Source organism: Agrobacterium sp. LY4, from assembly GCF_001526585.1.
Taxonomy (GTDB): domain Bacteria; phylum Pseudomonadota; class Alphaproteobacteria; order Rhizobiales; family Rhizobiaceae; genus Agrobacterium; species Agrobacterium leguminum.
In genome coordinates this window covers 1-25,391 of record NZ_ASYA01000033.1, presented here as the reverse complement: position 1 = coordinate 25,391, position 25,391 = coordinate 1, and the positions used below count along the sequence as shown (strand labels likewise).

At 59.6% G+C, this 25,391-nt stretch carries 24 protein-coding genes and 1 riboswitch; of the genes, 9 read left to right on the top strand and 15 right to left on the bottom strand.

The window, feature by feature from the left end; all coding sequences use genetic code 11:
* Nucleotides 1-3 precede the first annotated feature (3 nt).
* The 3 genes from L904_RS20390 to L904_RS20380 are packed head-to-tail and all read right to left on the bottom strand — an operon-like array spanning nucleotide 4 to nucleotide 2,349.
* Complete coding sequence (locus L904_RS20390; protein ID WP_020813453.1) at nucleotides 4-912, bottom strand: amino acid--[acyl-carrier-protein] ligase; 909 nt, start codon at nucleotides 910-912, stop codon at nucleotides 4-6.
* A 4-nt stretch (nucleotides 913-916) separates the two neighbouring features.
* Entirely contained in the window at nucleotides 917-2,098 is a 1,182-nt protein-coding gene (locus L904_RS20385) for an acyl-CoA dehydrogenase family protein (RefSeq protein WP_020813454.1), read from the bottom strand.
* Nucleotides 2,098-2,349 carry an acyl carrier protein gene (locus tag L904_RS20380; protein ID WP_003521307.1) on the bottom strand — a complete coding sequence of 84 codons (252 nt, stop codon included), beginning with the start codon at nucleotides 2,347-2,349 and terminating at the stop codon, nucleotides 2,098-2,100. Before L904_RS20380 ends, L904_RS20385 begins: the two co-directional genes overlap by 1 nt.
* Before the next feature lie 182 nt (nucleotides 2,350-2,531).
* Nucleotides 2,532-2,643: riboswitch (TPP riboswitch) on the top strand.
* A 95-nt stretch (nucleotides 2,644-2,738) separates the two neighbouring features.
* On the opposite strand from L904_RS20380, the gene thiC reads away from it, so the two are divergent.
* The 6 genes from thiC (at nucleotide 2,739) to L904_RS20350 (ending at nucleotide 8,004) form a co-directional block, all read left to right on the top strand.
* The gene (gene thiC, locus L904_RS20375; RefSeq protein ID WP_020813455.1) at nucleotides 2,739-4,562 is read left to right on the top strand and encodes a phosphomethylpyrimidine synthase ThiC; all 1,824 of its coding nucleotides are present in this window, start codon (nucleotides 2,739-2,741) and stop codon (nucleotides 4,560-4,562) included.
* 1 nt (nucleotide 4,563) lies between these two features.
* On the top strand, nucleotides 4,564-5,568 hold the full coding sequence (gene thiO / locus L904_RS20370) for a glycine oxidase ThiO (RefSeq protein WP_031234562.1): 1,005 nt from the start codon (nucleotides 4,564-4,566) through the stop codon (nucleotides 5,566-5,568).
* A complete protein-coding gene (gene thiS, locus L904_RS20365) occupies nucleotides 5,537-5,734 on the top strand; it encodes a sulfur carrier protein ThiS (RefSeq protein WP_003521310.1) in 198 nt (65 codons plus the stop codon). The genes thiO and thiS overlap by 32 nt, the downstream gene beginning before the upstream one ends.
* Before the next feature lie 4 nt (nucleotides 5,735-5,738).
* On the top strand, nucleotides 5,739-6,512 hold the full coding sequence (locus L904_RS20360; protein WP_020813457.1) for a thiazole synthase: 774 nt from the start codon (nucleotides 5,739-5,741) through the stop codon (nucleotides 6,510-6,512).
* A gap of 88 nt (nucleotides 6,513-6,600) precedes the next feature.
* Nucleotides 6,601-7,605: a P1 family peptidase gene (locus L904_RS20355; RefSeq protein WP_020813458.1), complete on the top strand. Its 1,005-nt coding sequence runs from the start codon at nucleotides 6,601-6,603 to the stop codon at nucleotides 7,603-7,605.
* A 3-nt stretch (nucleotides 7,606-7,608) separates the two neighbouring features.
* Nucleotides 7,609-8,004: a winged helix-turn-helix domain-containing protein gene (locus tag L904_RS20350; RefSeq protein ID WP_020813459.1), complete on the top strand. Its 396-nt coding sequence runs from the start codon at nucleotides 7,609-7,611 to the stop codon at nucleotides 8,002-8,004.
* On the opposite strand, the gene modC is transcribed toward L904_RS20350, so the two are convergent.
* The 4 genes from modC to L904_RS20330 all read right to left on the bottom strand — a co-directional run bounded on the left by modC (nucleotide 7,973) and on the right by L904_RS20330 (nucleotide 12,149).
* A complete protein-coding gene (gene modC, locus L904_RS20345; protein WP_020813460.1) occupies nucleotides 7,973-9,049 on the bottom strand; it encodes a molybdenum ABC transporter ATP-binding protein in 1,077 nt (358 codons plus the stop codon). The two genes, L904_RS20350 and modC, sit on opposite strands and share 32 nt — an antisense overlap.
* On the bottom strand, nucleotides 9,046-9,753 hold the full coding sequence (gene modB, locus L904_RS20340) for a molybdate ABC transporter permease subunit (RefSeq protein ID WP_020813461.1): 708 nt from the start codon (nucleotides 9,751-9,753) through the stop codon (nucleotides 9,046-9,048). Before modB ends, modC begins: the two co-directional genes overlap by 4 nt.
* 53 nt (nucleotides 9,754-9,806) lie before the next feature.
* Nucleotides 9,807-10,598 carry a molybdate ABC transporter substrate-binding protein gene (gene modA / locus L904_RS20335; RefSeq protein ID WP_020813462.1) on the bottom strand — a complete coding sequence of 264 codons (792 nt, stop codon included), beginning with the start codon at nucleotides 10,596-10,598 and terminating at the stop codon, nucleotides 9,807-9,809.
* Nucleotides 10,599-10,865: 267 nt separating this feature from the next.
* Entirely contained in the window at nucleotides 10,866-12,149 is a 1,284-nt protein-coding gene (locus L904_RS20330; RefSeq protein WP_020813463.1) for an FAD-binding oxidoreductase, read from the bottom strand.
* Between the two features lie 130 nt (nucleotides 12,150-12,279).
* Between L904_RS20330 and L904_RS20325 the strand changes: the two genes are divergently transcribed.
* A complete protein-coding gene (locus tag L904_RS20325) occupies nucleotides 12,280-13,206 on the top strand; it encodes a LysR family transcriptional regulator (protein ID WP_020813464.1) in 927 nt (308 codons plus the stop codon).
* 103 nt (nucleotides 13,207-13,309) lie between these two features.
* Complete coding sequence (locus L904_RS20320) at nucleotides 13,310-13,546, top strand: Lrp/AsnC ligand binding domain-containing protein (RefSeq protein WP_003521320.1); 237 nt, start codon at nucleotides 13,310-13,312, stop codon at nucleotides 13,544-13,546.
* 306 nt (nucleotides 13,547-13,852) lie between these two features.
* Here the strand turns inward: L904_RS20320 and L904_RS20315 are convergent, their stop codons facing one another.
* The 3 genes from L904_RS20315 to epmA form a co-directional block, all read right to left on the bottom strand.
* Nucleotides 13,853-14,044 (bottom strand): hypothetical protein, encoded by a 192-nt coding sequence (locus tag L904_RS20315; protein WP_003492264.1) that lies wholly within the window; start codon nucleotides 14,042-14,044, stop codon nucleotides 13,853-13,855.
* Nucleotides 14,045-14,422: 378 nt separating this feature from the next.
* The gene (locus tag L904_RS20310; RefSeq protein ID WP_020813465.1) at nucleotides 14,423-15,487 is read right to left on the bottom strand and encodes a lysine-2,3-aminomutase-like protein; all 1,065 of its coding nucleotides are present in this window, start codon (nucleotides 15,485-15,487) and stop codon (nucleotides 14,423-14,425) included.
* On the bottom strand, nucleotides 15,484-16,548 hold the full coding sequence (gene epmA / locus L904_RS20305) for an EF-P lysine aminoacylase EpmA (RefSeq protein WP_020813466.1): 1,065 nt from the start codon (nucleotides 16,546-16,548) through the stop codon (nucleotides 15,484-15,486). The genes L904_RS20310 and epmA overlap by 4 nt, the downstream gene beginning before the upstream one ends.
* 251 nt (nucleotides 16,549-16,799) lie before the next feature.
* Here epmA and efp point away from each other — a divergent pair, with 251 nt between their 5' ends.
* Nucleotides 16,800-17,369: an elongation factor P gene (gene efp, locus L904_RS20300; RefSeq protein ID WP_003521324.1), complete on the top strand. Its 570-nt coding sequence runs from the start codon at nucleotides 16,800-16,802 to the stop codon at nucleotides 17,367-17,369.
* 112 nt (nucleotides 17,370-17,481) lie between these two features.
* Here the strand turns inward: efp and L904_RS20295 are convergent, their stop codons facing one another.
* From L904_RS20295 to L904_RS20275, 5 genes are all read right to left on the bottom strand, one after another.
* Entirely contained in the window at nucleotides 17,482-18,927 is a 1,446-nt protein-coding gene (locus L904_RS20295; RefSeq protein WP_035261237.1) for an efflux transporter outer membrane subunit, read from the bottom strand.
* A 149-nt stretch (nucleotides 18,928-19,076) separates the two neighbouring features.
* Nucleotides 19,077-22,166: an efflux RND transporter permease subunit gene (locus L904_RS20290; RefSeq protein WP_035261240.1), complete on the bottom strand. Its 3,090-nt coding sequence runs from the start codon at nucleotides 22,164-22,166 to the stop codon at nucleotides 19,077-19,079.
* 53 nt (nucleotides 22,167-22,219) lie between these two features.
* Complete coding sequence (locus L904_RS20285) at nucleotides 22,220-23,422, bottom strand: efflux RND transporter periplasmic adaptor subunit (RefSeq protein ID WP_020811267.1); 1,203 nt, start codon at nucleotides 23,420-23,422, stop codon at nucleotides 22,220-22,222.
* A gap of 199 nt (nucleotides 23,423-23,621) precedes the next feature.
* Nucleotides 23,622-24,281, bottom strand: a complete 660-nt coding sequence (locus L904_RS20280; RefSeq protein ID WP_020811266.1) for a TetR family transcriptional regulator — start codon at nucleotides 24,279-24,281, stop codon at nucleotides 23,622-23,624.
* Nucleotides 24,282-24,283: 2 nt separating this feature from the next.
* Complete coding sequence (locus L904_RS20275; protein ID WP_020811265.1) at nucleotides 24,284-25,234, bottom strand: phosphoribosylaminoimidazolesuccinocarboxamide synthase; 951 nt, start codon at nucleotides 25,232-25,234, stop codon at nucleotides 24,284-24,286.
* Between the last annotated feature and the right edge of the window lie 157 nt (nucleotides 25,235-25,391).

Sequence of the window (25,391 nt, the reverse complement as noted above, 5' to 3'; positions counted from 1 at the left end):
TGATCAGCCCCAGAGCGTTTCCACGACCTTCGCAGGCCATTTCTTCACATCGAGACCGTGATGCGCAAACAGCGCCAGCGCGATGCGCTCAAGGCCGAAACCGACGCAGGCGGTGTGGGCGACATCGCCATTGTCGAGATTGAGGCCCCATTTCTGGCCGAAGGCATCCTGATGATAATTGAAGCTCATGCAGGCCGTCGGGCTGGTCGCGGATGTGACCGGAATCAAGAGTTCGAATTTCAGGTTCTGGTCGCGCTGGTTGTTGGCCAGCATCTTGCCGGCGCGGCCGAAGAAGGGATCGTTGGCGACATCGATTGTGACGTCTAGCCCGACCGCTTTCATCATCTCCACGCCGCGATCCATCCAGGTCTGGCGGAATTCGGTGACGTCGGACTCGGTGCCCATGCAAACATATTCGCGCATGCGGAAAAGCTGCTGGCGGGCCGGGTCCTTGGAAGGTTCATGACGGAAACAGTAGGACTGGATGTCATAAAGACCGCCGCCGGCAGGTAGCGCGCCGCGCTTGGCAATCGTCGGATAAAGCGGGTAGCAGGCCGCCGGCGTCAGGACGATGTCTGTCGCTTTCTGGTCTTTGGTCCAGTCGCCGCCCTCATCCATGGTTTTCAGCAGGCTGACATGGTCGAGCTCACAGCCGCAGAAGGAATGGACCGTGCCGGCGAGCTGCGGGAAGCTCTTCATATAACCGCTCTTTTCGAAATAGGCGCGGTTGATGCCGGGCGGAAAGCGGATCGCTTCGGCGCCGTCAGCGCCGCCCGTGCGGTCGATCAGCCGCTCGAAGGCGGCAATGACATCCTCGAACTGGCCGCTGCGTCCATAAAGACCGTCCACACCGGTTTCAATCAGCAGGCCTTCTTCGAACAGTCGATCGAGAAACGAGGTTTGCATGTCCATGGTTTTATCCCAAGAGGCTGGTGTCCTGCTTGTGAACCAGCAGGAGATTGGCGGAATTGCCGAGAATGCGGTCGTTGGAAATCATCAGACGGGCGGAATGCGCGTCGCGCAGGTGCCGGCCGAGGCTGTAGGGCGTGCCGTTCTTGTAACCCATGATGCCGCAGACCAGCATGGCATGATCGATGATCTCGAGAATGGTTTCCGAAGAGCAAATCTTCACATTGTTCATGGCGACGGCAAAAGCCATGGACATCAGTTTTTCGGGGTCGCTCTTGGTGTCCTCGTAAGCCTTGATGCCGGCGATGATGTTGGATTTCACGACCTGCAGCTTGGTGGAGACCTCGGCAAGACGGATCGCGCCGGGAGGAGCGGTGCCGGGCGACTTGCGCGCCGCGGCTCTGACGAAAGACTGGGCGCGCAGCACGGCATCCGAGGCTATGCCGTACCAGACGGCACTCCACAGGAGATGCGAGCTTGCAAGCATGGATTGTGCGGCGATTTCCGCAAAGGGTTTCGGGAATATCTGCGCCGCCGGCGCTTCGCCACGAAACAGGAAGCCGTCCGAACAGGTGCCGCGCATGCCGAGCGTGTCCCACACATGGGTCTTTTCGAGCGTGTACTGGTTTTTCAGAAAGACCGTCATCACCTGATCGGCGGGCGCGGCATCCTTGTGTGCGCGCGAGGTGATGAGGATCGCATCGGCATTGCTGCCATAGGAAATGACGGTGGCGTCTTTTTCCAGCCGGCAGAAATCGCCTTCGACTTCGATTGCACAGATGGAATTGCGCAGATTGCCGCCAATGCCGCCTTCGGTAGTGGCGGAGCCAAGGAGAAGCTGTTCGCTGGCGATGCGGCTCATGAAGCCGGCATGCCATGCGCTCGTCTCGCCGTGTTCCACCAGGCTGGATGCCTTGATATGGTGCATGGCGAAAATCATCGCGGTTGCCGAACAGGCCTGACCGAGCCGGGCGCAGATATCGGCGATTTCCTGTAAGGAAGCGCTTTCGCCGCCCAGCGAAGAGGGGACCTGGATGCCGAACAGGCGTTCCTGTCGCAAGGCGTCGACGGCTTCCTGTGGGAATCGGCCGGTGACATCCACCTCATCCGCGTGTTTGGCGGCAATTGCCGCGACACGGCCTGCGCGCGCGGACAGCGTTTCATCCTGCGGCGCTACGGTGACGTTCATCAGGCTGCCTCTTTACCATCCAGAATGAGCTTAACGGTGTCTTCAATGGCCCTGATGCTCGCAAAGGACTTGCGGTTCAGCAGATTGTCGGGGAATTCGATATCGAATGCTTCTTCGATGCCGAGCATCAATTGCACGGATGCAAAGGAAGAAAGGCCTGCCGCATAAAGATCGGCTTCATCTGCAATCGTATCGACAGGGGTTGGAAGCTGGCCGAATTTGGCCAGTATTTCACGAATAGTCGCGTTCATTCCGACGTATCTCCCATGAATTTCACATCAGGATGGTTTGTGCTTATCGTTACGTTGCAAACGATAATATTCGCCTAAACCGTTAGGTTAATTACAACTAACGGCAGCATGCGCCATTCCCGCACCTTTGCCAAGCATGGATCGTCGGCCTTGACAAATGCCGGTCGGTGTTTTTTGCTGTGGCCATTCACCAGGGGTGTCCCGTCAAGGGGCTGAGATTCTGCTTTTATGCGCAGTGACCCGTTGAACCTGATCCAGTTCATACTGGCGTAGGGACGGTGCAAAGACCGAAGGTCGGGCGGGCGTATGACGTCACGTTCCGGCAATTCGGTATTTTCCATCATTCCGGCTCGAACTGGGTCTCCACTGTCAAACTTTGGAGCCTCAAGATGAATATCGCTGCCAAGAATATCCCGCTTGTCGTCACCACCGGGCCGCATGCCGCCTCTACCAAAATCCACAAAGCCGGCATTTTACATCCCCATATTCGCGTGCCGATGCGCGAGATCGCCGTTCATCCGACGGCGGGCGAACCGCCGGTGACGGTTTACGATTCCTCCGGTCCCTATACCGATCCTTCGCATACCGTTCTGATTGAAAAGGGTCTGCCGCGTCTGCGTCATGACTGGATCGTGGCGCGCGGCGATGTCGAGGCTTATGACGGCCGGCATGTCAAGCCGGAGGATAACGGCTTTGCCACCGGCGAACGCCTGACGCCTGAATTTTCCGTGCGCCACCAGCCGCTCAGAGCCACGGCCGGTAAAGCCGTGACCCAGCTTGCCTATGCGCGGGCAGGTATCATCACACCGGAAATGGAATTCATCGCCATCCGTGAAAATCTCGGGCGCGAGGCGGCCAGGGAAAAGCTGGCGCGTGACGGCGAAAGTTTCGGGGCGCATATCCCGGACTATGTCACGGCGGAATTCGTTCGCCAGGAAGTGGCGGCCGGCCGTGCCATCATCCCTGCCAATATCAATCATTCGGAACTTGAGCCGATGATCATCGGCCGCAATTTTCTGGTGAAGATCAACGCCAATATCGGCAATTCCGCCGTCACTTCCTCCATGGCGGAGGAGGTGGAGAAGATGGTCTGGGCGATCCGCTGGGGCGCGGATACCGTCATGGACCTGTCTACCGGTCGCAACATCCACAATATCCGCGAATGGATCATCCGCAATTCGCCGGTGCCGATCGGCACGGTGCCGCTTTATCAGGCGCTTGAAAAGGTCAACGGCATTGCCGAAGACCTGAACTGGGAAGTGTTCCGCGATACGCTGATCGAACAGGCGGAGCAGGGTGTGGATTACTTCACCATCCATGCCGGCGTGCGGCTGCATTACATCCCGCTCACCGTCAACCGCGTCACGGGTATCGTCTCGCGCGGCGGCTCGATCATGGCCAAGTGGTGTCTGCATCACCACAAGGAAAGCTTCCTTTATGAGCATTTCGACGAGATTTGCGACATTTGCCGCGCTTACGACGTCTCCTTCTCGCTGGGCGATGGCTTGCGTCCCGGCTCGATTGCCGACGCCAATGACGCCGCACAATTCGCGGAGCTGGAGACGCTCGGTGAGTTGACGCAGATCGCCTGGGCGAAGGATTGCCAGGTGATGATCGAAGGCCCCGGCCATGTGCCGATGCACAAGATCAAGGAAAACATGGACAAGCAGTTGAAGACCTGCGGTGAGGCGCCCTTTTATACGCTCGGGCCGCTCACCACCGATATTGCGCCGGGTTACGACCATATCACCTCTGGCATCGGTGCGGCGATGATCGGCTGGTTCGGCACCGCGATGCTCTGCTACGTCACGCCGAAGGAACATCTCGGCCTGCCGGATCGCAACGACGTGAAGGTCGGCGTCATCACCTACAAGATTGCTGCCCACGCTGCCGATCTCGCCAAGGGTCATCCGGCGGCACAGGTGCGAGACGATGCGCTGTCGCGCGCGCGGTTCGAGTTCCGTTGGGAGGATCAGTTCAACCTGTCGCTGGACCCGGATACGGCGCGCTCCTTCCATGACGAGACCTTGCCGAAGGAAGCGCACAAGGTCGCGCATTTCTGCTCCATGTGCGGGCCGAAATTCTGCTCGATGCGAATTTCCCACGATATCCGCGCCGAGGCGCAGAAGGAGGGACTGGAGGCTATGGCCGCACGCTTCAAGGAAGGCGGTGAGCTTTATATGCCGCTCGCGACCCCTGCGGATGCCGAATAGCATGCGCGTGCTTGTCAAGGGAACGGGGGTCGCCGGTTTGACGGCGGCCTTCGAGCTGGCGCGGACCGGCGTTACCGTCGAGGTTTGCGAGCGCAATGCCGAACCCTCGCGCGGCGCATCCTGGTATGCGGGCGGCATGCTGGCGCCCTGGTGCGAGCGTGAAAGCGCTGAAGAGCCGGTTCTGACGCTCGGTCAGGCGGCGCTCGATTGGTGGGATGAAGCGACACCCGGCCTTGTCGTGCGGCACGGTACGCTGGTTGTTGCGCCGGCCCGCGATAAGGCGGAGCTTTCGCGTTTCGCATCGCGGACCGCTGGCTATCGCTGGGTGGATGAGGGCGAAATCGCCGCGCTGGAGCCAGATTTTGCCGGGCGGTTTCGATCCGGGCTTTATTTTCCGGGCGAGGGGCATCTCGATCCGCGTCTAGCACTGAAATCGCTGCATGAACGGCTTCGCGCCATGGGGGTGCAGTTCCATATGGGTATCCCGTTGGATGAAGAGCCGTTCGACCGGGTGGTGGATTGCACTGGTTCTGCGGCAATCGGCGGGATTTCCGGACTTCGCGGTGTGCGGGGAGAGATGCTCTATCTCGCCACGCGGGAGGTTTCCCTGTCTCGTCCCGTCCGGCTGCTGCATCCGCGCATTCCGCTTTACATCGTGCCGCGCGAGCCCGGCCGTTTCATGGTGGGCGCGACGATGATCGAGACGGAAGATGCGGGCGCCATTTCCGCCCGCTCGATGATGGAGTTCCTGAATGCCGCCTATGCCGTGCATCCGGCTTTCGCGGAAGCGGAAATCATCGAGACAGGCACCGGCGTGCGCCCCGCCTATCCCGACAATCTGCCGAAGGTCACGCAGGATGGCCGGACAATTTTCATCAACGGCGCGCACCGGCACGGCTTTCTGCTGTCGCCGGCGATGGCGCGGCAGGCGGCTGAAATCGTCTGCCAAACTCTCTCTCGAAAGGAACGGGATCATGAAACTTCTGGTGAATGGCGACGAGCTTGATCTCGCCGCCGAGACGCTGGCCGGCCTGCTCGCCAGCCTCGAATACGAGGGTGAGTGGCTGGCGACGGCGGTAAACGGCGATCTGGTGCATTCGGAAGAGCGCGCCGATTATAAGTTGAAGGCTTTCGACCGTATCGAAATCCTCTCGCCGATGCAGGGAGGCTGAAACCATGCTGACGCTTTATGGCCGCGAGGTCTCGTCCCGTCTCCTGCTCGGCACGGCGCGCTATCCGTCCCCTGCCGTGCTTGCCGATGCCGTGCGGGCGAGCAACACGGATATTCTGACGATTTCACTGCGCCGGGAAACAGCGGCTGGCAAGAAGGGCGGTCAGTTTTTCGAACTTATCCGCGAGCTGGATCGCCAGATTCTGCCCAATACCGCCGGTTGCCACACGGTCAAGGAAGCGGTGCTGACGGCAAAGATGGCCCGCGATGTGTTCCGCACTAACTGGATCAAGCTGGAGGTCATCGGTCATCACGACACGCTGCAGCCCGATGTCTTCGCACTTGTCGAGGCGGCGAAAATCCTCTGCGACGATGGTTTCGAGGTCTTTCCCTATACGACGGACGATCTGGTCGTCGCCGAGAAGCTGCTGGAGGCAGGCTGCAAGGTGCTGATGCCCTGGTGCGCGCCAATCGGCAGCGCCATGGGACCGCTCAATCTGACGGCGCTGAAATCCATGCGGGCGCGTTTCCCGGATGTGCCGCTGATTGTCGATGCCGGTATCGGCCGCCCGTCGCATGCGGTCACGGTGATGGAGCTCGGTTACGATGCCGTTCTGCTCAACACGGCGGTGGCGGGTGCGGGAGACCCGGTCGGCATGGCGGAGGCTTTCGCCCGCGCCATAGAAGCCGGCCATCAGGCATATTTCTGCGGGCCGCTGGAGCCGAGGGACATGGCCGTTCCCTCGACGCCGGTGATCGGAACGGCTGTTTTTTCCTGATCGCGGCTTGTCGTCGACATCAGGCACGTCACGTTTTGCGTTGACAGTGCCTGATGGTGGCGGGATACCGGGAGAAAAGGGAAACGGCATGGCGGCACTCACCAATCTTCTGACGGATATCGGCGGCGTTTCGGTCGGCAATATCACCGATCTTGCCCTTGGCTCCGGTGTTACGGCGATTGTTTTCGAAAAGCCCGCCATTGCCTCCGGTTCTGTTTTGGGGGGTGCGCCGGGCGGGCGCGATACCGGCCTGCTCGACCCCGCGATGACGGTGGAAACGGTGGATGCCTTCGTGCTGTCAGGCGGTTCTGCCTTCGGACTGGATGCGGCGGGCGGCGTTCAGGCCGGGCTGCGCGAAATCGGACGCGGCCTGCAGGTGGGTTCCACCCGCGTTCCCATCGTGCCGCAGGCAATCCTGATGGATCTGCTGAATGGCGGCGACAAGGATTGGGGGCTGCATTCGCCCTATCGCGAGATGGGATATGCAGCCTTCAAGGCGGCGCGTGCGGCGCCATTCGCGCTTGGAACGGTCGGGGCTGGAGCGGGTGCGACGACCGCCACCTTCAAGGGCGGGCTCGGTTCGGCAAGCGCCGTCAGTTCCGGCGGGTACAAAGTGGCGGCCATCGTCGCCGTCAATGCGCTCGGCTCGGCAACCGTTGGAACGAGCCGCCATTTCTGGTCCGCGCCGTTTGAAGTGCAGGGTGAATACGGCGATTGCGGTTTTCCCGATCGTTTCGAGCCGGATCATACCGCGCTGCGCCTTAAGGGGATCAATCTCACGGCAACGACCATCGGTGCGGTGGTGACGGATGCCGTGCTGACCAAGGCGCAGGCGCATCGCCTTTCCATCATGGCGCATGACGGGCTGGCGCGCGCCGTTCTGCCCGCCCATTTGCCAAGCGACGGTGACACCATGTTCGCGGCCTCGACCGGTGAAAAGCCGCTTGAGGGCGGCGTTCATTTCGCCGAGCTTTGCCATCTGGCGACCATGGTGATGGCGCGCGCGGTCGCGCGTGGCGTCTATGAGGCGACGGCCTTGCCGGTGGATGGAGCGCAAAAGGCCTATCGCGATCTTTATGGACGGAGCCTTTGAACGATGAGTGAGGCCCTCCCGCCACTGAAGCCAGTTCTCCGTATCGACTTTCCGCCCGGAGAACGTCTCGGCCATGGCAAGATCGAATTGATGGAACTGATCGTCGAGACCGGCTCCATCTCTGCCGCCGGGCGGGCGATGGACATGTCCTATCGCCGCGCATGGCTGCTGGTGGATGCGTTGAACCATATGTTCAGGCAACCGGTTATCGAATCGCAGCGCGGCGGTAAACAGGGCGGCGGTGCGGCGTTGACCGCTTTCGGCACTGAGGTGCTGGAGCGTTATCGTGGCATGGAAAAGCGGATGAACGAGGCCTTGCGCGCGGATATCGACTGGCTGGAGGCCAACCGCAATCCCGATGCGGCTCTCAATAGGGATCGAGAGCCGCCGACTTTATGATCGCGTGCACCGGTTTTCCGGGCTCCAGTTGCAGCCTCTCGCGTGACAGATCGGTGATGCGCGACTGGATGATGTCGCCGCCGCAATCCACCTGAACCGTGACCATGCCGTCTTCGCTGACAGAAACAGTCGCGACATGGCCCGCGAGAATATTGAGCGCGCTTAAGCCTTCGGGCTTTACGGTTGCCAGCATCACATCGCGCGCCGGTATGAGCACCCGCGCCGGGCTGCCGGACGCTCCCCTTTTGGCCGGAACATGGAGCAGCATGGTCTTTAGCCTCACGGCGGCGAGGCCATGTCGCTCATCAAAGCTTTCAATGTGCCCGGAAAGAATGCTGCCCGCTTCGCGTCGCTCGAGATGCGTGCTGAAATCCGGTCTGGAAAGCACGTCGGCCGCTTTTCCCTGCGCCTCCACCTTGCCGTCCTTCATCACCACGATGCGGTCGGCGAGGCGGGCGACTTCCTGAATAGAATGGCTGACATAGACGATCGGGATTTTTGTCTCGTCGCGCAGCCGCTCGAGATAGGGAATGATTTCGGCTTTTCGCTCCTCGTCGAGCGAGGCGAGCGGCTCGTCCATCAGCAGCAACCTGGGTGATGAGAGGAGCGCGCGGCCAATCGCGACACGCTGTTTTTCGCCGCCGGAAAGCTTGTCCGGCCGCCGCTGCAGGAGATGGCCGATGCCGAGCATGTCGACGATGCGGTTTTCATTCGCGCTCCCGGTTTTGTTCACGGCGAACCATCTGCCGTAATGCAGGTTCTGCGCCACGCTGAGATGCGGGAAGAGCCGCGCTTCCTGAAAAACATAACCGAAACGGCGTTTATGAGCCGGCAGAAACAGCCGTGTTCCGCTATCGGCCAGCACTTCGCCATCGAGCAAAACCTGTCCCTCATCCGGCCGCAACAGGCCTGCTATGATGCGGATCATAGAGGTTTTGCCGGAGCCGGAGCGCCCGAACAGGGCGGTGACGCCGCCTTCGGAGGTGAATGACGCATCGAGTTCGAAAGAACCGAGGCGATGGCGGGTAGCGACCGAAAGCGTCATTCCATGCTCACCCGTTTGCCGACGATGCGGGCCAGAAACTCCGAGACGAGCAAAGCGAGCATGGAAATCACGACGGAGACAATGGTTAGCCGCAACGCACCGGCATCGCCGCCCGGAACCTGGGTGAAGGTATAGATGGCGGCGGACAAAGTCTGGGTCTCGCCGGGAATATTGGACACGAAGGTGATGGTCGCGCCGAACTCGCCCATGGCCTTGGCGAAAGCCAGGATCATGCCGGCAATGATGCCGGGCAGGGTCAAGGGCAGGGTGACGGTGAGGAACACCCAGAACGGGCTTGCCCCCAATGTTCCCGCCGCCTCTTCCAGCTTGCGGTCCACCGCTTCTATGGAGAGGCGGATGGAACGCACCATCAGCGGAAAGGCCATGACGGCGCAGGCGAGCGCCGCTCCGGTCCAGCGGAAGGAAAAGACGATGCCGAACCAGCTATCGAGAAATTGCCCGATCGCGCCCCTGCGGCCGAACAGGACGAGCAGCAGAAAGCCGGTGACGACGGGCGGCAGGATGAGCGGCAGGTGGACGATGCCATTGAGGAGAGACTTGCCCCAGAAGCGACCGCGCGCCAGCGCCACGGCGACCAGAATGCCGAAAGGCAGGCTGGCAAGCATGGCGATGGACGACACCCACAGGCTGAGCCTGATCGCCGTCCATTCTTCAGGGCTGAGTGTCCACCAATGCAATGCCATATCCTGCAATCGTCATCTCTCGCGGCCCATACGTTGGGGCCACGAAAGGCAGTTTATTTCAAAACGGTAAAGCCTTGCTTTTCGAAGAAGGGCGTTGCCTTGGCCGACTTCAGGAAATCCAGATAGGCTTTTGCGGCCGGGGACTTGGCTTCCGAAAGAATGGCGACCGGGTAGATGATCGGCGGATGGCTGTCTTCCGGGAAGGTGCCGACGATCGTCACGCCTGGGTCGGCGGCGGCGTCGGTCTGGTAGACGATGCCATATGGTGCTTCGCCGCGCGAGACGAGCAGCAGGGCGGCACGCACGCTTTCCGCGCCGGCGACCTTCTGTTCGACCGAGGACCAGACGCCAAGTTTTTCCAGAGCGGCCTTGCCGTATTTGCCCGCCGGCACGGAATCAACCGCGCCCATGGCCAGACGGCCATCGCCCACCAGAGCGGCAAGATCGAAGCCCTGCTTGATCTCGACCGGCTTTGCCTTGTCGGCCGGAGCGACGAGAACGATGCGGTTGCCGAGAAGATTGGAGCGGCTGTCAGCGTTGATCAGCTTCTTTTCGGCGACATAGTCCATCCATGCAAGGTCGGCGGAAACGAAGATATCCGCCGGTGCGCCCTGCTCGATCTGCTTGGCCAGCGCCGAGCTTGCTGCATACGAAACGGTTGCTTCGTTACCGCTTTCCTTTGCCCATTCGGCGTTGAGAGCATCGAGCGCGTTTTTCATGCTTGCGGCGGCAAACACCGTGACTTTTTCGGCGGCATGGGCCGGAACGGCCGCAAAGGAGGCCGCCATCCAGAAGGATGTGGCGGCGGCAATGGTTTTGAAGAAGCTGCGACGCAAAAGTCTCATGGTTTGTTACCCCCGGTTCGAGATATTCTGATGAATATATCGATAGGCCTATAGGGCAATCATTATATTTTCAAGGATATATCGATGGGATGGGGAAAAGAGGCTGCCGGGATGTCTGTTTAGAGGGGTGGTTAAGCTCGAAAAGCTCTCCTCGTCATGCTCGGGCTTGTCCCGCGCATCTGCAACGTCTCCATTTTTTGAATGTGATTAGATCCTTGGGACAAGCCCAAGGATGATGTCGTTCCCTTGAAGCGGCTCTGTGTCCGATCAAAAACGCTCGCCGGCGAAATGGGCGATCTGCGCGCCTGCCTCGTAATAGGCTTCCTTCACCGCCCGGAAAGACTGCGCTTTCGGTTCCGTCATAGGCAGCGGCAATTCGGCTTCAGCAATTTCACTGAGAATATGCTGCGCAATGACCTTGCCGAAGGCCGTGCCCGGCGCGATGCCTCGGCCGTTATAGCCTGAAAAGCCGACGACATTTTCAGCGAATTTGTGAAACCGTGGAACGGCATTGTCCGTCATGCCGATCTGGCCGTACCACTCACATTCGAATTCCGTATCCCCGAGCTGCGGAAAAAGCCGCTTCAGCGAGCGCTTCGCCCAGGCACGATGAATGGCGGTGCCGCTGCCGCGCAGGGCGCCGACGCTGCCGAAGACCAGCCGGCCGGCTTTGTCCATGCGGAAGGATGAGAGAATCTCCTTCGTATCCCAGCAGCCCTCACGGCCAGGCAGGATGCTCTTTTGCAGGTTATCGCCGAGCGGTCTCGTCGCGAAATTGAAATAGGGCAGGTAGACCTGTTCGTCGCGAACGATCTGCCATGGGCCGGTGCTATAGGCTTCAGTGGCCACAACGATCCAGTTGGCGATTACAGACCCTTGCGGCGTCTTCACCACCCATTTTCCATTGCTGCGTTCGGTCGCTACCACGGGGCTTTCGGTGTGCAGGCACACGCCCGCTTTCTGGGCTGCTGCGGCAAGGCCTCGAACATAGGCGAGCGGCTGTATCGTACCGGCGCGTGTATCCAGAAGCGCACCGGAATAGCCCGTGCTGCCGGTGCGTCTCGCTGTCTCTTCGGCATCGAGGATACGGACGGGGGCGCCTCTCTCCGCCCATTGTTCGCAGCGCTCACGGATTTCGGCGAGCCCTTTTTCTCCTACGGCGCAATGGAGCGTGCCGTTTTTTTCGATCTCGCAGGGAATTGCGTGTTTTTCCACCAGTTCGCGCACGAGAAGCGGGGCATTGCCCAGAAGATCGAGTAGGCGTTCGCCGTAAACCTCGCCCAGCACGCCGGGCAGCTCTTTCGGCATAACCCACATGCCGCCATTGATGAGGCCGACATTGCGGCCTGCGCCGCCGAAACCGATTTCCCTTGCTTCGAGAAGAACGACATCCACACCGCGTTCGGCAAGATGAAGGGCGGCGGACTGGCCGGTGAAGCCACCTCCGACGACGACGACATCAGCAACCGCTGCGCCCTGCAAGGCGGGCGTTACGGGCGGCTGCGGCGCGGTCTTTTCCCAGAGGCCGTGCGAGCGGGGGTCATTATACATCGTTCCACCATGTTCCGGGCCAGTTCATTTGTTCTTCGTATGAGTGACAAGCCCTTGTTTATAAGACTTTACAAGCGGTATTTCCTGTTGAATATCGACATATCGTCAAGAGTTCATTCCGTGAGGGAATATGGCCCTGCCGCCACGCCGTTTTCTGCCGTCGCTGTCGCTGCTGGCGGCTTTCGAAGCCGCTTCCCGGACGGGCAGCGTCACCGCCGCTGCGAGGGAACTGGGGCTGACGCAGGGTGCGGTCAGCCGTCAAATACTGGCGCTCGAAGAGCAGCTCGGCGTGGCGCTGTTCCTGCGCGAGCGGCAGACGATCCGACTGACAAGGGCGGGGGAGGGCTATGCGCGGGAAATCCGCGAGGCCTTGCGGCGCATATCGACGGCCTCGCTCAACCTGCGCGCCAATCCGGATGGCGGCACGCTCAACCTCGGCGTTCTGCCGAGCTTCGGCACGCGCTGGCTCGTGCCGCGCCTTCCCGATTTCATCGCCAGGCACCCCGGCGTTTCGGTCAATCTTCTGACGCGGTCATCGTTGTTCGATTTCCGCACCGATACAGTCGATGCGGCGATCCATTTCGGATTGCCGCATTGGCCGGGCACCGAGCTGGTTTTCCTGATGCATGAAAAGGTCATTCCGGTATGTAGCCCCGCCTTCAAGGCGCGACACGGACTTTCAAAGCCGGACGATCTGCTGCATGTCCCGTTGCTGCACATGACGACCCGACCGGATGCCTGGGAACAATGGTTTCGCAGCCACGACGTTGGTTTCGACAATGTGCATGGCATGCTTTTCGATCAGTTCACGACGATTGCCGAGGCCGCGAGTGCAGGGGTCGGGGCGTCGCTCATTCCTTCTTTCATGATCGAGGAGGAGTTGCGAAGCGGTCGTCTGGTCGCGGCTGTTGCGGGGGAAGTGGAGAGCGAAGAAGCCTATTATCTCGCCTGCATGCCGGATCGCGCCGGTTATGCGCCGCTTGAGAGTTTTCGGCGGTGGATCGTTTCCGAGGCCGCAAGCGGGGCGAACGGCGGGGCCGGCGAGTTTTCGGCGTAAACCGGTGAGCGGTCTTGCAAGACGGACGCTGCTCAGCCAATAGTGCGCCATGACGCGTGGCGCGAGCAGCCATGCACCGAAAGTTCAAATACGGGAGATGTCCGTGAAGCCCATTTTTGTTCAGCTTCAATGTGAGCCCGGCAAGACCTATGATGTCGCCGACGCCATCTATAAGACGGAACTGGTTTCCGAGCTTTATTCCACCAGCGGTGAATATGATCTGCTGCTGAAAATCTATCTGCCGCAGGAAGAAGATATCGGCAAGTTCATCAACCAGAACATCGTCAATATTCCGGGAATCGTGCGTTCGCTGACGACGCTGACCTTCACCGCGTTTTGATGCAGCCTATCTGACGATATATGCATGGCGGCGGGGTAAAGCCCGACGAGTGCCATTTTGCAGGGCGCCATACGCCACTTTGATTCTGCTGGAATGTTTTCTGTCTGACGATGGGAAGCGGGTGGGGCGCTTCCGTGCTCTATTCTTCAGAGCGATTTGGCGATCTACGGCCGGCGCGATGCAGGCAGCCGGATTATCGCACAAGACATGCAAGAGAAGAGCGCGCCATCGGGCCGCTGTTCGGGGTCCGATATTTGGCGCGCTCTGGTTTTGACGGTTCTGTGAGCGGGCGAAAGTTTTCCCGCATCAGGCGACCGCGGCCAGATTCCGGTTGCGCACGAGATCGCGGATCGCAATCCGCACGTCGTCGGCGCTGTCGAACTTCTGTTCGTCCAGGTCGTGAACGTGAAACTTCACCGCGATGAACTTCAACCGGTCATTATCCGGGATGACGATGCCGACGGGCTCGCCAGCGAATTCAATAACTTGCTTCTGCATAGATATACTCCCGCTGTGGCTACTTCACACAGCATGTTGTCGAACTGATTTTCAGGAAATTGAGACCGTTAAGTCACATTCGACAGCAGCGGGAACACGTGGATTTAAATCCAGCGTTCCAGGACTCAAAACCAAGGATTGCGTTGATGTTGATATGTTTTGACATGACACACTCCCTGTATTGGTGTTGGCCCGGAATCAGGAGACTCGTTCTCCAGTTCCACACTGATAATCCAGACCAGCACTAAAATCAATGCTGATTGTTATAGGTAGAATATTTTTCTTTATGATGACAGGAGAGGGGCGGAAATGTGAAATTTTTGTTTTCGTTGGCTGCCGCCGCGAAAAGCCCGGTGTAGCAGGCTTTTTATGTATTTTTTAATCGCTGCCGGTGGCTGGCGGTGGGTAAATATGATCGTTTCCGTTGAAGTCGGAGACGGAATAACAGCCATCGCGGGTTTTTTCGGCCGCATTTCTGCCAATTGCCGCCTTGCCGTGGCCGCCGGGAATGTCGAGAACATAGGTCGGCTGGCAAAGGCCGGAGACATGCCCCCGCAAAGCGGAAACGATTCGCTGCCCCTCTTCTATCGTCAGCCGGAAATGGCTGGTGCCGGGCGCAAGATCGGGATGATGCAGGTAATAAGGCTTGATACGGGTCTCGACAAAGGCGCGCATCAACTCGGCAAGAACCGCCGGGTCGTCATTGACACCTTTCAAAAGGACCGTCTGGCTGACCATGGCGATGCCGGCGTCGATCAGGCGTGCCGAAGCCTGTCTTGCGGCTTCGCTGAGTTCTCGGGAATGATTCGCGTGCAGGGCCACATAGGTGGTTTTGCCACTGGCCTTCAGCGCATCGATCAGCGCCGCGTCTATACGGTCGGGATCGACCACCGGCACGCGGGTATGGAAGCGGACGATCTTGACATGCGGTATGTCTCTCAGGCGCGTCATCAGGTCGGACAAGCGCCGCGGGGAAAGCACCAGCGGATCGCCACCGGTCAGGATGACCTCCCAGATGGCGGGATTGGCATTTATATAGCCGAATGCGGCGTCAAGTTCCGCCGGGCTCATCATGCCGTTGCCCTGCGGTCCGACCATCTCCCGGCGGAAACAGAAGCGACAATAGACGGGGCAGACATGCACTGCCTTCAAAAGCACCCGATCGGGATAACGATGGACGATGCCGTGGACGGGGCTGTGCGCGTCGTCGCCAATCGGATCGTCCCGTTCTTCAGGAAGATGAACGAGTTCGGCCGGATCAGGAACGAATTGTCGGGCGATGGGATCCTGCGGGTCGCGGCTGTCGATCAGCCCGGCAATCGATGGCGTGATGGCGAGCGCGTAACGTTGCGTCACCGTGCGCAGCGTCTCGAGCGCTTCGGCTTCGATAAGCCCCGCTTCGAGAAGTGCTTCGGCTGTCTTGATGGTCTCAAGCCCTGTCATCGTCGATATTCCGCGACTGGGGCCCACATGACGAGATCGATACGGGGCGCGCCGGTTGCCAGCATCACCAGCCGGTCGAAACCGAGCGCTATGCCGCTTGCCGGCGGCATGATTGCCAGCGCGGCCAGAAAATCCTCGTCCAGCGGATAGGTTTCGCCGTAAACCCGCTGCTTCTCGGCCATTTCCATTTCGAAACGCCGCCTCTGCTCGGCGGCGTCGGTCAATTCGCCGAAGGCATTGGCGAGTTCAACGCCGCAGGCATATAGCTCGAAACGCTCCGCCACCCGCGCATCCTTGGGTGACTTGCGGGCAAGGGCCGCTTCACAGGTCGGATATTCATCGAGAATGGTCGCCCTGCCGAAACCCAGTTCCGGCTCCACCCGCTCCACGATGACGCGGCTGAACATATCCGCCCAGGTATCGTCACCGGCCACGCGGATGCCGGCATCGGTGAGGTTCGCCGCAAGATGGCGAGCGTCGGTTTCGCCGTTTCGGCTGATGGTGGCCAGCAGGTCGACGCCCGCATATCGCTCGAAGGCTTCGGCGACGCTTACCCGCTCCGGTTCGAGGAAGGGATCAACGTTGCGGCCGCGATAGGTGAAATTCTTCGTCTTTGTGGTTTCGGCTGCCAGCGCCAGAAGATTGGCGCTGTCCTTCATCAGGCTCTCATAGGTTTCGCCGACCCGGTACCATTCCAGCATGGTGAATTCCGGATGATGCAAGGGGCCTCGTTCCCGGTTTCTGTAAACATGGGCAAAACAGGTGATGCGTTTTTCACCGGCAGCGAGCAGCTTCTTGCAGGCGAATTCAGGCGAGGTGTGGAGATAAAGCGGCACGGCGTCGCCGGCCGGCGTCAGGCCCTGTGTGGCGAAAGCATGCAGATGCGCTTCGTTGCCGGGGGAAATCTGCAACGCAGCAGTGTCGACCTCAAGAAAATCGGCGCTGGCGAAATAGCCGCGAAAAGCCGACTGGATCGCATTGCGCCCAATGAGAAATGCGCGGCGGTCGGCGTGGACGTCCGGCGTCCACCATGGCGACATTGTCTCGTTGCTTGCGCGCATTCTCTGTTCTTTTCCGTCTTCTCTGCGGCGCCCAATTGCGGATAAACGGCCCACAAAACGCCTGATCGCGTCATTTAAAGCTATTCCGGGCGGAAAACCGCTAGGCACTCTTCCGCGAATTGCTGTAGAAGGCTGGCAATTCGTGCGGATTTAAGGTAGTTGCGCCCCAGAAAAAAGACAAAACGTCTGCCGGGGCCGGTGCTGCCGCGCAGTCCTTTACGACGCATTTCATCGAGTTACAAGGAAGTCATATGGTCAAGGTTATCGCCTCATCCGTCCGCAAGGGCAATGTTCTCGACGTGGACGGCAAGCTTTACGTCGTTCTTACCGCGCAGAACTTTCACCCCGGCAAGGGCACGCCGGTCACGCAGGTGGACATGCGCCGCATCGTAGACGGCGTGAAGGTCTCCGAGCGCTGGCGCACCACCGAGCAGGTCGAGCGCGCTTTCGTTGAAGACCTGAACTTCCAGTTCCTTTATGAAGATGGCGAAGGCTTCCACTTCATGAACCCCGAGAACTATGACCAGGTTGTGGTCGACACTGAGACGATGGGCGATCAGAAGGCCTATCTGCAGGAAGGCATGACCTGCATTCTTTCCATTCATGAAGGCAATCCGCTGGCCGTCGAACTGCCGCGCCACGTCACGCTGGAAATCACCGAAACTGAACCGGTCGTTAAGGGCCAGACGGCGTCTTCTTCCTACAAGCCGGCTATTCTTTCCAACGGTATCCGCACCATGGTGCCGCCGCATATCGATGCCGGTATCCGCGTGGTCATCGCGACGGAAGACAATTCCTACGTCGAGCGCGCCAAGAACTGAGCCTGACGGCCGGTTAGACAAAAGCACCGGGAGACCGGTGCTTTTTTTGTGTCATGAACAATAAAAAAGCCCGCGTCGAGACGCGGGCTTTTTCTTTGCCTTGCGGCGTATCTTACATGGCCTTTGCCGCGGTCCGGGTCGGGCCGGGCGCCTTCTTCGGAGCCGTGGTCTGGCCAACGGCGTAACCGCCGCCGAGCGCCACGTTCAGCGAGACGTAGTCCTGCGCGGTCTGCTGTACAGCCTGTGCAAGGCTTGCCTGTGCAGTGGATACCTGGCGCTGCGCATCGAGAACGTCGAGCAGCGATGAGGCGCCGTCGCGGTAGCTGGCCGTCGAAAGCTGCAACGCTTCCTGATAGGATGCCACGGTCTTGCGCAATGCATCGGCCGTGCGCTGATCGCGCGTGACGGCGGCCAGAGCGTTTTCGACTTCTTCCACAGCGGTCAGCACCGTCTGCTTCCAGACGAGATATTCTTCACGCGCCTGGGAATTGGCCAGATCGATATTGGCGCGGATGCTGCCGCCATCGAGAATCGGCAGAACGAGGCTCGGACCGAAGGACCAGCTATTGGCCGTTCCCCTGCCGCCACCGCTCAGGAAATTGTAGCTTGGTGTGATCGAGCCGCCGAGCTCGATGCTGGGATAAAGCTGCGCTTCCGCGACACCGATTGAGGCAACTGCGGCGGCGAGATTGCGTTCGGCGACACGAATGTCCGGACGGTTGCGGATGAGATCGGCCGGAATGCCGGTGCGCGGAATGCTGCGGGCAACCGGCTGGCGTGCGCCCTTCTGCAATTCGGAAATCAGAGATGAGGCCGGCAGGCCGAGAAGCGTGGCGATGCGATGCGCCGCCTTGCGGAAGTTGGTTTCGAGGCCCGGAATGTCGGACAGCGTGGAGTTCACCAGACCTTCGGACTGGACGACATCCAGACGGGAGGCCGCGCCCGCTTCAAGCTGCAGCTTGGTCAGGTCCAGCGTTTCGCGGCGGGAAGCCAGGTTCTGACGGGCAATCGCCAAGCGCTCCTGATAATAACGCACATCGATATAGGCTGCGGCGACCGAGGAAATCAGCGTCAGGCGCTGAACATCGACGGTGGAGTAAGCGGCATCGAGCGATGCATTGGCGCTTTCCGTGGCGCGGCGATAGCGGCCGAAGAGGTCAAGCAGCCAGGAGACGCTAAGACTGCCTGAGGACACGTTGGTGACAGGAACATCACGGTAGCTGCCCTTGGTCTCGCTGGTCGTGTGGCTGCCGTTTGCCGTCAGGCTCGGCAGACCGCCCGCGCCGGCCGAGACGACCTGGGCTTCCGCCTGATTGATGCGCTCGATCGCCTGCATCACGGTCAGGTTCTGGCTGAGGCCAGTGGAAACGTAACCATTGAGGCGGCTATCGTTAAAGGCTGTCCACCACGCAACGCTGCTGATGTCGCCATTACTGGTTTTTCCGGCTTCCGCAAACTTTCCCGGCAATTGGATTTCCGGCGTCTTGTGGTCGGGCCCGACAACACAGCCTGAGAGCAGCAGCATTGTCAGGGGAAGAGTAGCGCGAATAGACAGCATGTAATTTTCCCAATTCTCTGGTTGGCTTACCGAGCGCGGCTTGCTGACAAATGGGCTGCGCGGTCGATATGCCGTAGAAACGTGCATTTGCCAAATCGGCAACATTTCTAGCAGCGTATTAACGGTTGGCACAGCCCATTTTTGTTTTGTTAACGCCTTGAAAGGCGACGAATGATGACGAAAAAGGACGGAACGAAGAAAATTCCGAGCAGTGTTGCAGAAAGCATACCACCCAGCACCCCGATACCGATTGCATTTTGTGCGGCGGAACCCGCTCCGGTTGCGATTGCGAGAGGCACGACACCCAGGATGAAGGCCAGTGACGTCATGATGATCGGACGCAGGCGCAGCTTTGCCGCTTCCAGTGTCGCTTCCATCAGGCTTAGTCCGTGCTCCTGTCTTTCCTTGGCGAATTCGACGATCAGGATCGCGTTTTTCGCCGCAAGGCCGATAGTCGTCAGCAGGCCCACCTTGAAGTAGACGTCGTTCGATTGGCCGAAGAAATGAGCCGCGGTCAGAGCGCCGAGGACGCCCACCGGCACGGCCATGATGACCGAGAATGGGATCGACCAGCTTTCATAGAGGGCGGCAAGGCAAAGGAAGACGATCAGCACCGAGAGCGCATAGAGCATCGGCGCCTGCGAACCGGAAAGGCGTTCCTGATAGGAAATGCCCTGCCATGCCACCGTGTAACCGCCCGGCAGGCTCGCCGTCAGCCGTTCCATCTCGTCCATGGCGTCACCGGACGCGACGCCTGCGCCGGCGGTGCCTTCGAGCGAGATCGCGCCCGTGCCATTGAAGCGGGCGAGAGACGGCGGAGCATTGATCCATTTCACTTCGCTGAAGGAGGAGAAAGGCACCATTTCGCCGCTGGTATTGCGGGCATACCAGAACTTGAGATCGTCGGGCTGCATGCGATAGGGCGCATCACCTTGAACATAAACGGGCTTGAGCTCGCCGTTCAGCGTGAAGTCGTTGACATCCCGGCCGGCAAAGATCGTCGACAGCATGAGGTTCACGGAGGAGAGATCGACGCCCATGGCGCCCATCTTTTCCTGATCGAGAATGATCTTCATCTGCGTTTCATTGTCTTGGCTGTCGCTTCTGAGCGAGCTGACCTTCGGATTGCTGGTCGCCAGCGCGATCAGCTCCTTGGACGTGGCGGTCAGTGCCTCGGTGCCGTTGCGGCCGCTATCCACGAGATACATCGAGAAACCGCTCGATGTGCCCATGCCCTGAATTGCCGGCGGCAGAAGCGGGAACACCTGAGCGTCGCGGAAACCGAAGAAGGTGCCCATCGCACGCTGCACGATGGCGCCGGCGTGTTGGTCGGGGGCCGTTCTCTCGGCGAAATCCTTGAGCTTGGTGAAGACGATGGCGTTGTTCTGGCCCGAACCGCTGAAGCTGAAGCCGAGAACGCCGAAAACCGATTCGACATTGGCGGCTTCCTTTTCACGGAAGTAGCTTTCGACCTGCTTCACCACCTCGTTGGTCCGTTCGATGTTCGAACCGGTCGGCGTCTGGATGATCGTCAGCAGCACGCCCTGGTCTTCCTGTGGCAGGAACGAGCTGGGCAGCTTGCTGAAGAACCAGGCGCAGCCGCCGATCACGATCGCGAAAATAATCATCACGCGCAGGGGCCGCTTCAGCAGATAACCGATAGAGGAGACGTAACCATCCGTCGTCTTGCCGAAGCCGCGGTTGAACCATGCGCCCGGTCCGCGCTGCTTCTTGTGATGGTCGATCGGCTTCAGCATCGTGGCGCAGAGCGCCGGCGTCAGAACGATGGCGACCACTGCCGAAAGCAGCATGGCCGAAACGATGGTGACCGAAAACTGGCGGTAGATGATGCCAGTCGATCCACCGAAGAAGGCCATCGGAATGAACACGGCGGTGAGCACGAGCGCGATGCCGATGATCGCACCGGTGATCTCGCCCATCGATTTTTCGGTCGCCTCTACCGGCGATAGGCCTTCTTCCGACATGATTCGTTCGACGTTTTCGACGACGACGATGGCGTCGTCAACGAGAAGGCCGATGGCCAGAACCATGGCGAACATGGTGAGCGTGTTGATGGAATATCCTGTCAGCGCAAGGACACCGAACGTGCCGAGAAGCACGACGGGAACCGCGATCATCGGAATGAAGGTGGCCCGCAGGTTTTGCAGGAACACCAGCAGCACGACGAAAACGAGGATGATCGCCTCGATCAGCGTGTGTACCACTTTCTCGATCGACAGCTTCACGAAGGGTGTCGTGTCGTAGGGATATTCGATCGAAACCCCCTCGGGCAGCGAGCCTTCGACAGCGGAAAGCGCCGACTTTACGCGCGCTGCCGTATCGAGTGCGTTGGCGCCCGTGGCGAGGTTGACCGCGAAACCGGCCGAAGGACGGCCGTTTGAACGGGAATCGCCGCCATAGGTTTCCTGGCCGATTTCAATGCGGGCCACGTCGCTCAGGCGAACGGTTGCGCCGTCCTTCTCGACTTTCAGGATGACCGATTCGAAATCGGCAACGGTGGTGAGCTGGCTCTGCGCCGTCACCGTCACGTTGAGCTGCTGACCCTTGACTGCGGGCACCGCGCCAAGCGAACCGACCGAAACCTGGGTGTTCTGGCTCTCGATGGCGCTGGTCACGTCGGCCGTGGTCAGCTGGTATTTATTGAGCTTGAACGGATCCAGCCAGATGCGCATCGCATATTCGGAACCGAAGACGTTGATGCTGCCCACGCCTTCGAGGCGCTTGATCTGGTCTTCGACACGAGAGGAGAACACATCGCCGAGATCGGCGGAGTTGCGCTTGCCGTCGGTCGAGATCAGTGCGCCAACCATCAGAATACTGGATGTGGATCGACTGACCTGAAGACCCTGTTGCTGCACGGTGTCGGGCAGTTGCGACTGAACAAGCTGCAGCTTGTTCTGCACCTGAACCTGCGCGATGTCCGGCAGGATGGTATTGCCGAAGGTCAGCGTCACTTCGGCGCTGCCCGTCGAGGACGACGATGTCATATAGGTGAGGTCGTCGAGGCCGGTCATGCCGTCCTCGATGATGGTCGTCACCGATTTTTCGACTGTCTCGGCGCTCGCGCCATTATAGGTCGCGCTGACGCGTACCGTCGTCGGGGCAATATCGGGATATTGCGAAATGGAAAGCGTCCAGATCGCAAGGGCACCGCCCAGCATGATGACGATGGCGATAACCCATGCAAACACGGGGCGCCGGATGAAGAAATGGGCCATGGCAGTCCTGCCTTACCTTTTACGAGCTTCGACCTGGGGTTTCGTGCTCATGCTTATTTCGAGGGGGCGGCGGCAGGCTGAGCTTGCTGCGGCAGAACGACGATACCGCGATCGTCGATGGTCACTTCAACCGGTGCGACCGTCGCACCGTCGGCAATCCACTGGAAACCGTCGACGATGAGCTTGTCGCCATCCTTGACGTTCTCCGTCACCAGCCAGGCATTGCCCGATTGCTGGCTGGACGGGAAGGTGCGGGTTTCCACCTTGTTTTCCGCCGTCACGAATTTCGCTGTCAGTTCGCCATTGGCGTTCCGGCTCGCGGCGCGCTGCGGAATGCGGAAGCCTTTTTCCTTGCCGATGGTCAGCGTGGCGCGGACATAGGTGCCGGGAAGCAGAAGATCGTCCGGATTGTCGAAGAGGGCGCGGATGGAGAAGGTGCCGGTGGTTTCGCTCACCGCCATGTCCGACATGTCGATCTTGCCGTCATGCTTGTATTCCGTGCCGTCTTCCAGCGTCAGGTGAATGCCGGTCTCCTTCGTGTCGCCGCCGAGCTGGCCCGACGAGATTGCCTTTTTCAGACGCAGAAGATTGATGCTGGATTCCATCAGGTCAATATAGATCGGATCGATGCGGCGCAGCGTCGTCAAAGCCGTTGTCTGGTTGGCCGTCACCACGTTGCCGATGCTGAAAGCGGTTGCGCTGGTGATGCCGTCGAAGGGGGCGCGGACCTTGGTGAGATCGAGGTTGATTTCCGCCGTTTCCAGCGCCGCCTTGGTCTGGGCCACATCGGCTTGCGCCTGCAGCAGTGTCACCTTGGCGTTTTCATATTCGATCTGCGTCGCGCCGCTGTTGACCAGCCGCTCGTAGCGGGCAAGGTTCGCCTGGGCGCTTGGAATGCTTGCTTCCGCCTTCGCCACGTTTGCCTTCGCCTGCGCTACTTCCGCAAGATAGGTATTGTCCTCGATCTGGTAGAGAATATCACCCTGTTTGACCTCGCTGCCTTCCTTGAAGGGAATTTCGCGAATGATGCCGGTGACGCGCGGGCGGATTTCCGCTGTCTGGAACGCGCTGGCGCGGCCGGGCAGAACGGTGGTCAAGGGATATTCGCTGGTTTTCATCAGGATGATGCTGACCGGAGACGGCGGACGCTCGGCGCTCTGGGCGGCGTTCTGGCTGCTCTCGCCGCCATCGCTGCAACCCGCCAGAAGCGCGGTCACACACAGAGAAGCAAATAGGGGTAAAATACGTCGGCTCATTGTTCTTCCCTGCGTATCGATCGCATTCAACTATAAGCGCAATGTCGCTCGGCGGATGCGCGTCCGGAAACAGACACGACAGGCGAAGGCCTTGGAAGGGACCCGATTCGCTCATTCTGTCCGGACCGCCAAGCGCATAGAAGCGCAGGCTTTAGCGCTTCGCAAGCAATTGCGAGAAGGTGACGTAAATTGGGAATCGTCACTTAGCAAGCGGATTGCGCAATCCCGCATCGATTAAATCGACGAGTTGATCGCAACGTGTTGCTAAATTGCCGATATCTTCCCGGGCAATGAGGACGGGATGAATCACGCTTGTCAGCGCGTGGAGCACGGTCTCCGCCAGGGGAGAAATCTCGGCCGGCGCGTAGATTCGCGCGTCGATACCGTCGCGGATAATGTCAGCGAGCAGGTTGGCGATGACGGCTTTATAATAGTCACCGCACTTCATGTCCTGCTTGGCCGTCATCAGGATCATTTCAAATATGTAGGGATTGTCGTTTAGATCCTGGTGGTGCTGTTCCATCAGGGTGCGGGCGAGATGGCGCAGTCTCGAAAGCGGCGCGTGGCTTTTATCCAGCGGCTGGATGTCCCGTTCGAATGCGCCGATCTGCTCGAAGGCGATCGCATCGACGAGCGCGTTCTTCGAGTTGAAATTCTTGAAGACGTTGGCGGGAGACATGCCGAGTGCCGCGGCGATATCGGCAATCGCAACAGCATTGAAACCACGTTCCCGGAAAAGCTCTTCTGCTTTGGCGAGAATGTCCCGCCGCGTTTCCTCGGCGGAACGGCGAGGCCGGCGCTTGACAGGACGGTCACTCTTCCTGTCGTCCTTTCTCGCCTGTTCGATCGTTTTGCTCACGGTCAGACTCCGGGGAAGAACGGCTCCAGGTTCCGGCGTATTCTTGCAAGCGGCGTCTCGCCACTATCGTCGGGAACGAAGCTTTGTCCGGTGATGCGCTCGTATGCATCAATATAGACCTTCGAAGTCTGCAAGACGAGGTCCTGCGGAATTTCGGGAACGTCGTCCTTATAAGGGTCGCAGCGTTCGGCGACCCAGGCCCTCACGAAATCCTTGTCGAAGCTAGCCGGCCGTGTTCCGTTGCGGAAGCTTTCGTCATAACTGTCGGCCATCCAGTAGCGGCTGCTATCGGGCGTGTGGATCTCGTCGGCCAGGATGATGGTGCCGTTTTCATCCGTGCCGAATTCATATTTCGTATCTACGAGAATGAGGCCCTGTTTCGCGGCAATTTCCTGCCCGCGCTTGAACAGCGCCAGCGCGTAACGGGAAAGCGTGTCCCATTGCTCCTGCGTCAGCAGTTTCTTCTCCACGATCTCGGCCGGTGTCAGCGGCTCGTCATGCCCCCCATCGAAGGCCTTGCTTGTCGGCGTGATCACCGGTTCGGGCAGAATCTGGTTATCCTTCATCCCGTCGGGCAGGTTCATGCCGTACATCTGGCGCTCGCCCTTCTTATAAAGGGTCAGGATCGACGTGCCGGTGGTGCCGGCAAGATAACCGCGAACCACCACCTCGACTGGCAATATGTCCAGCCGCTTGCCGATGACGACATTGGGGTCGGGATAGCTCACGACGTGGTTCGGACAAATATCCTTCGTTTGTTCGAACCAGTATCGTGCCGTCTGGGTCAGTACCTGTCCCTTATAAGGTATGCAGGTGAGGATACGATCAAAGGCGCTAAGGCGATCGGTCGATATGATGATGCGGTTGCCGTCGGGCAGATCGTAGTTTTCCCGCACCTTGCCACGGTAATAATTCGGCAGCTCGGAAATGACGGCTTCATCGAGAATGCGCACGGGCTCTCCAATTCTTGGCTTTATAAAGAGGCGTTAGACGCCTCAAGTCTTCTGAAACTCTCGTCCGTTCCTATTGCATGTTTCCTGGAACAGGGCCAGTCGCGACATGAAGGCTGCCTTTTTCGCCTGTTCCCGTTAAGAACACGAAACTACCTAA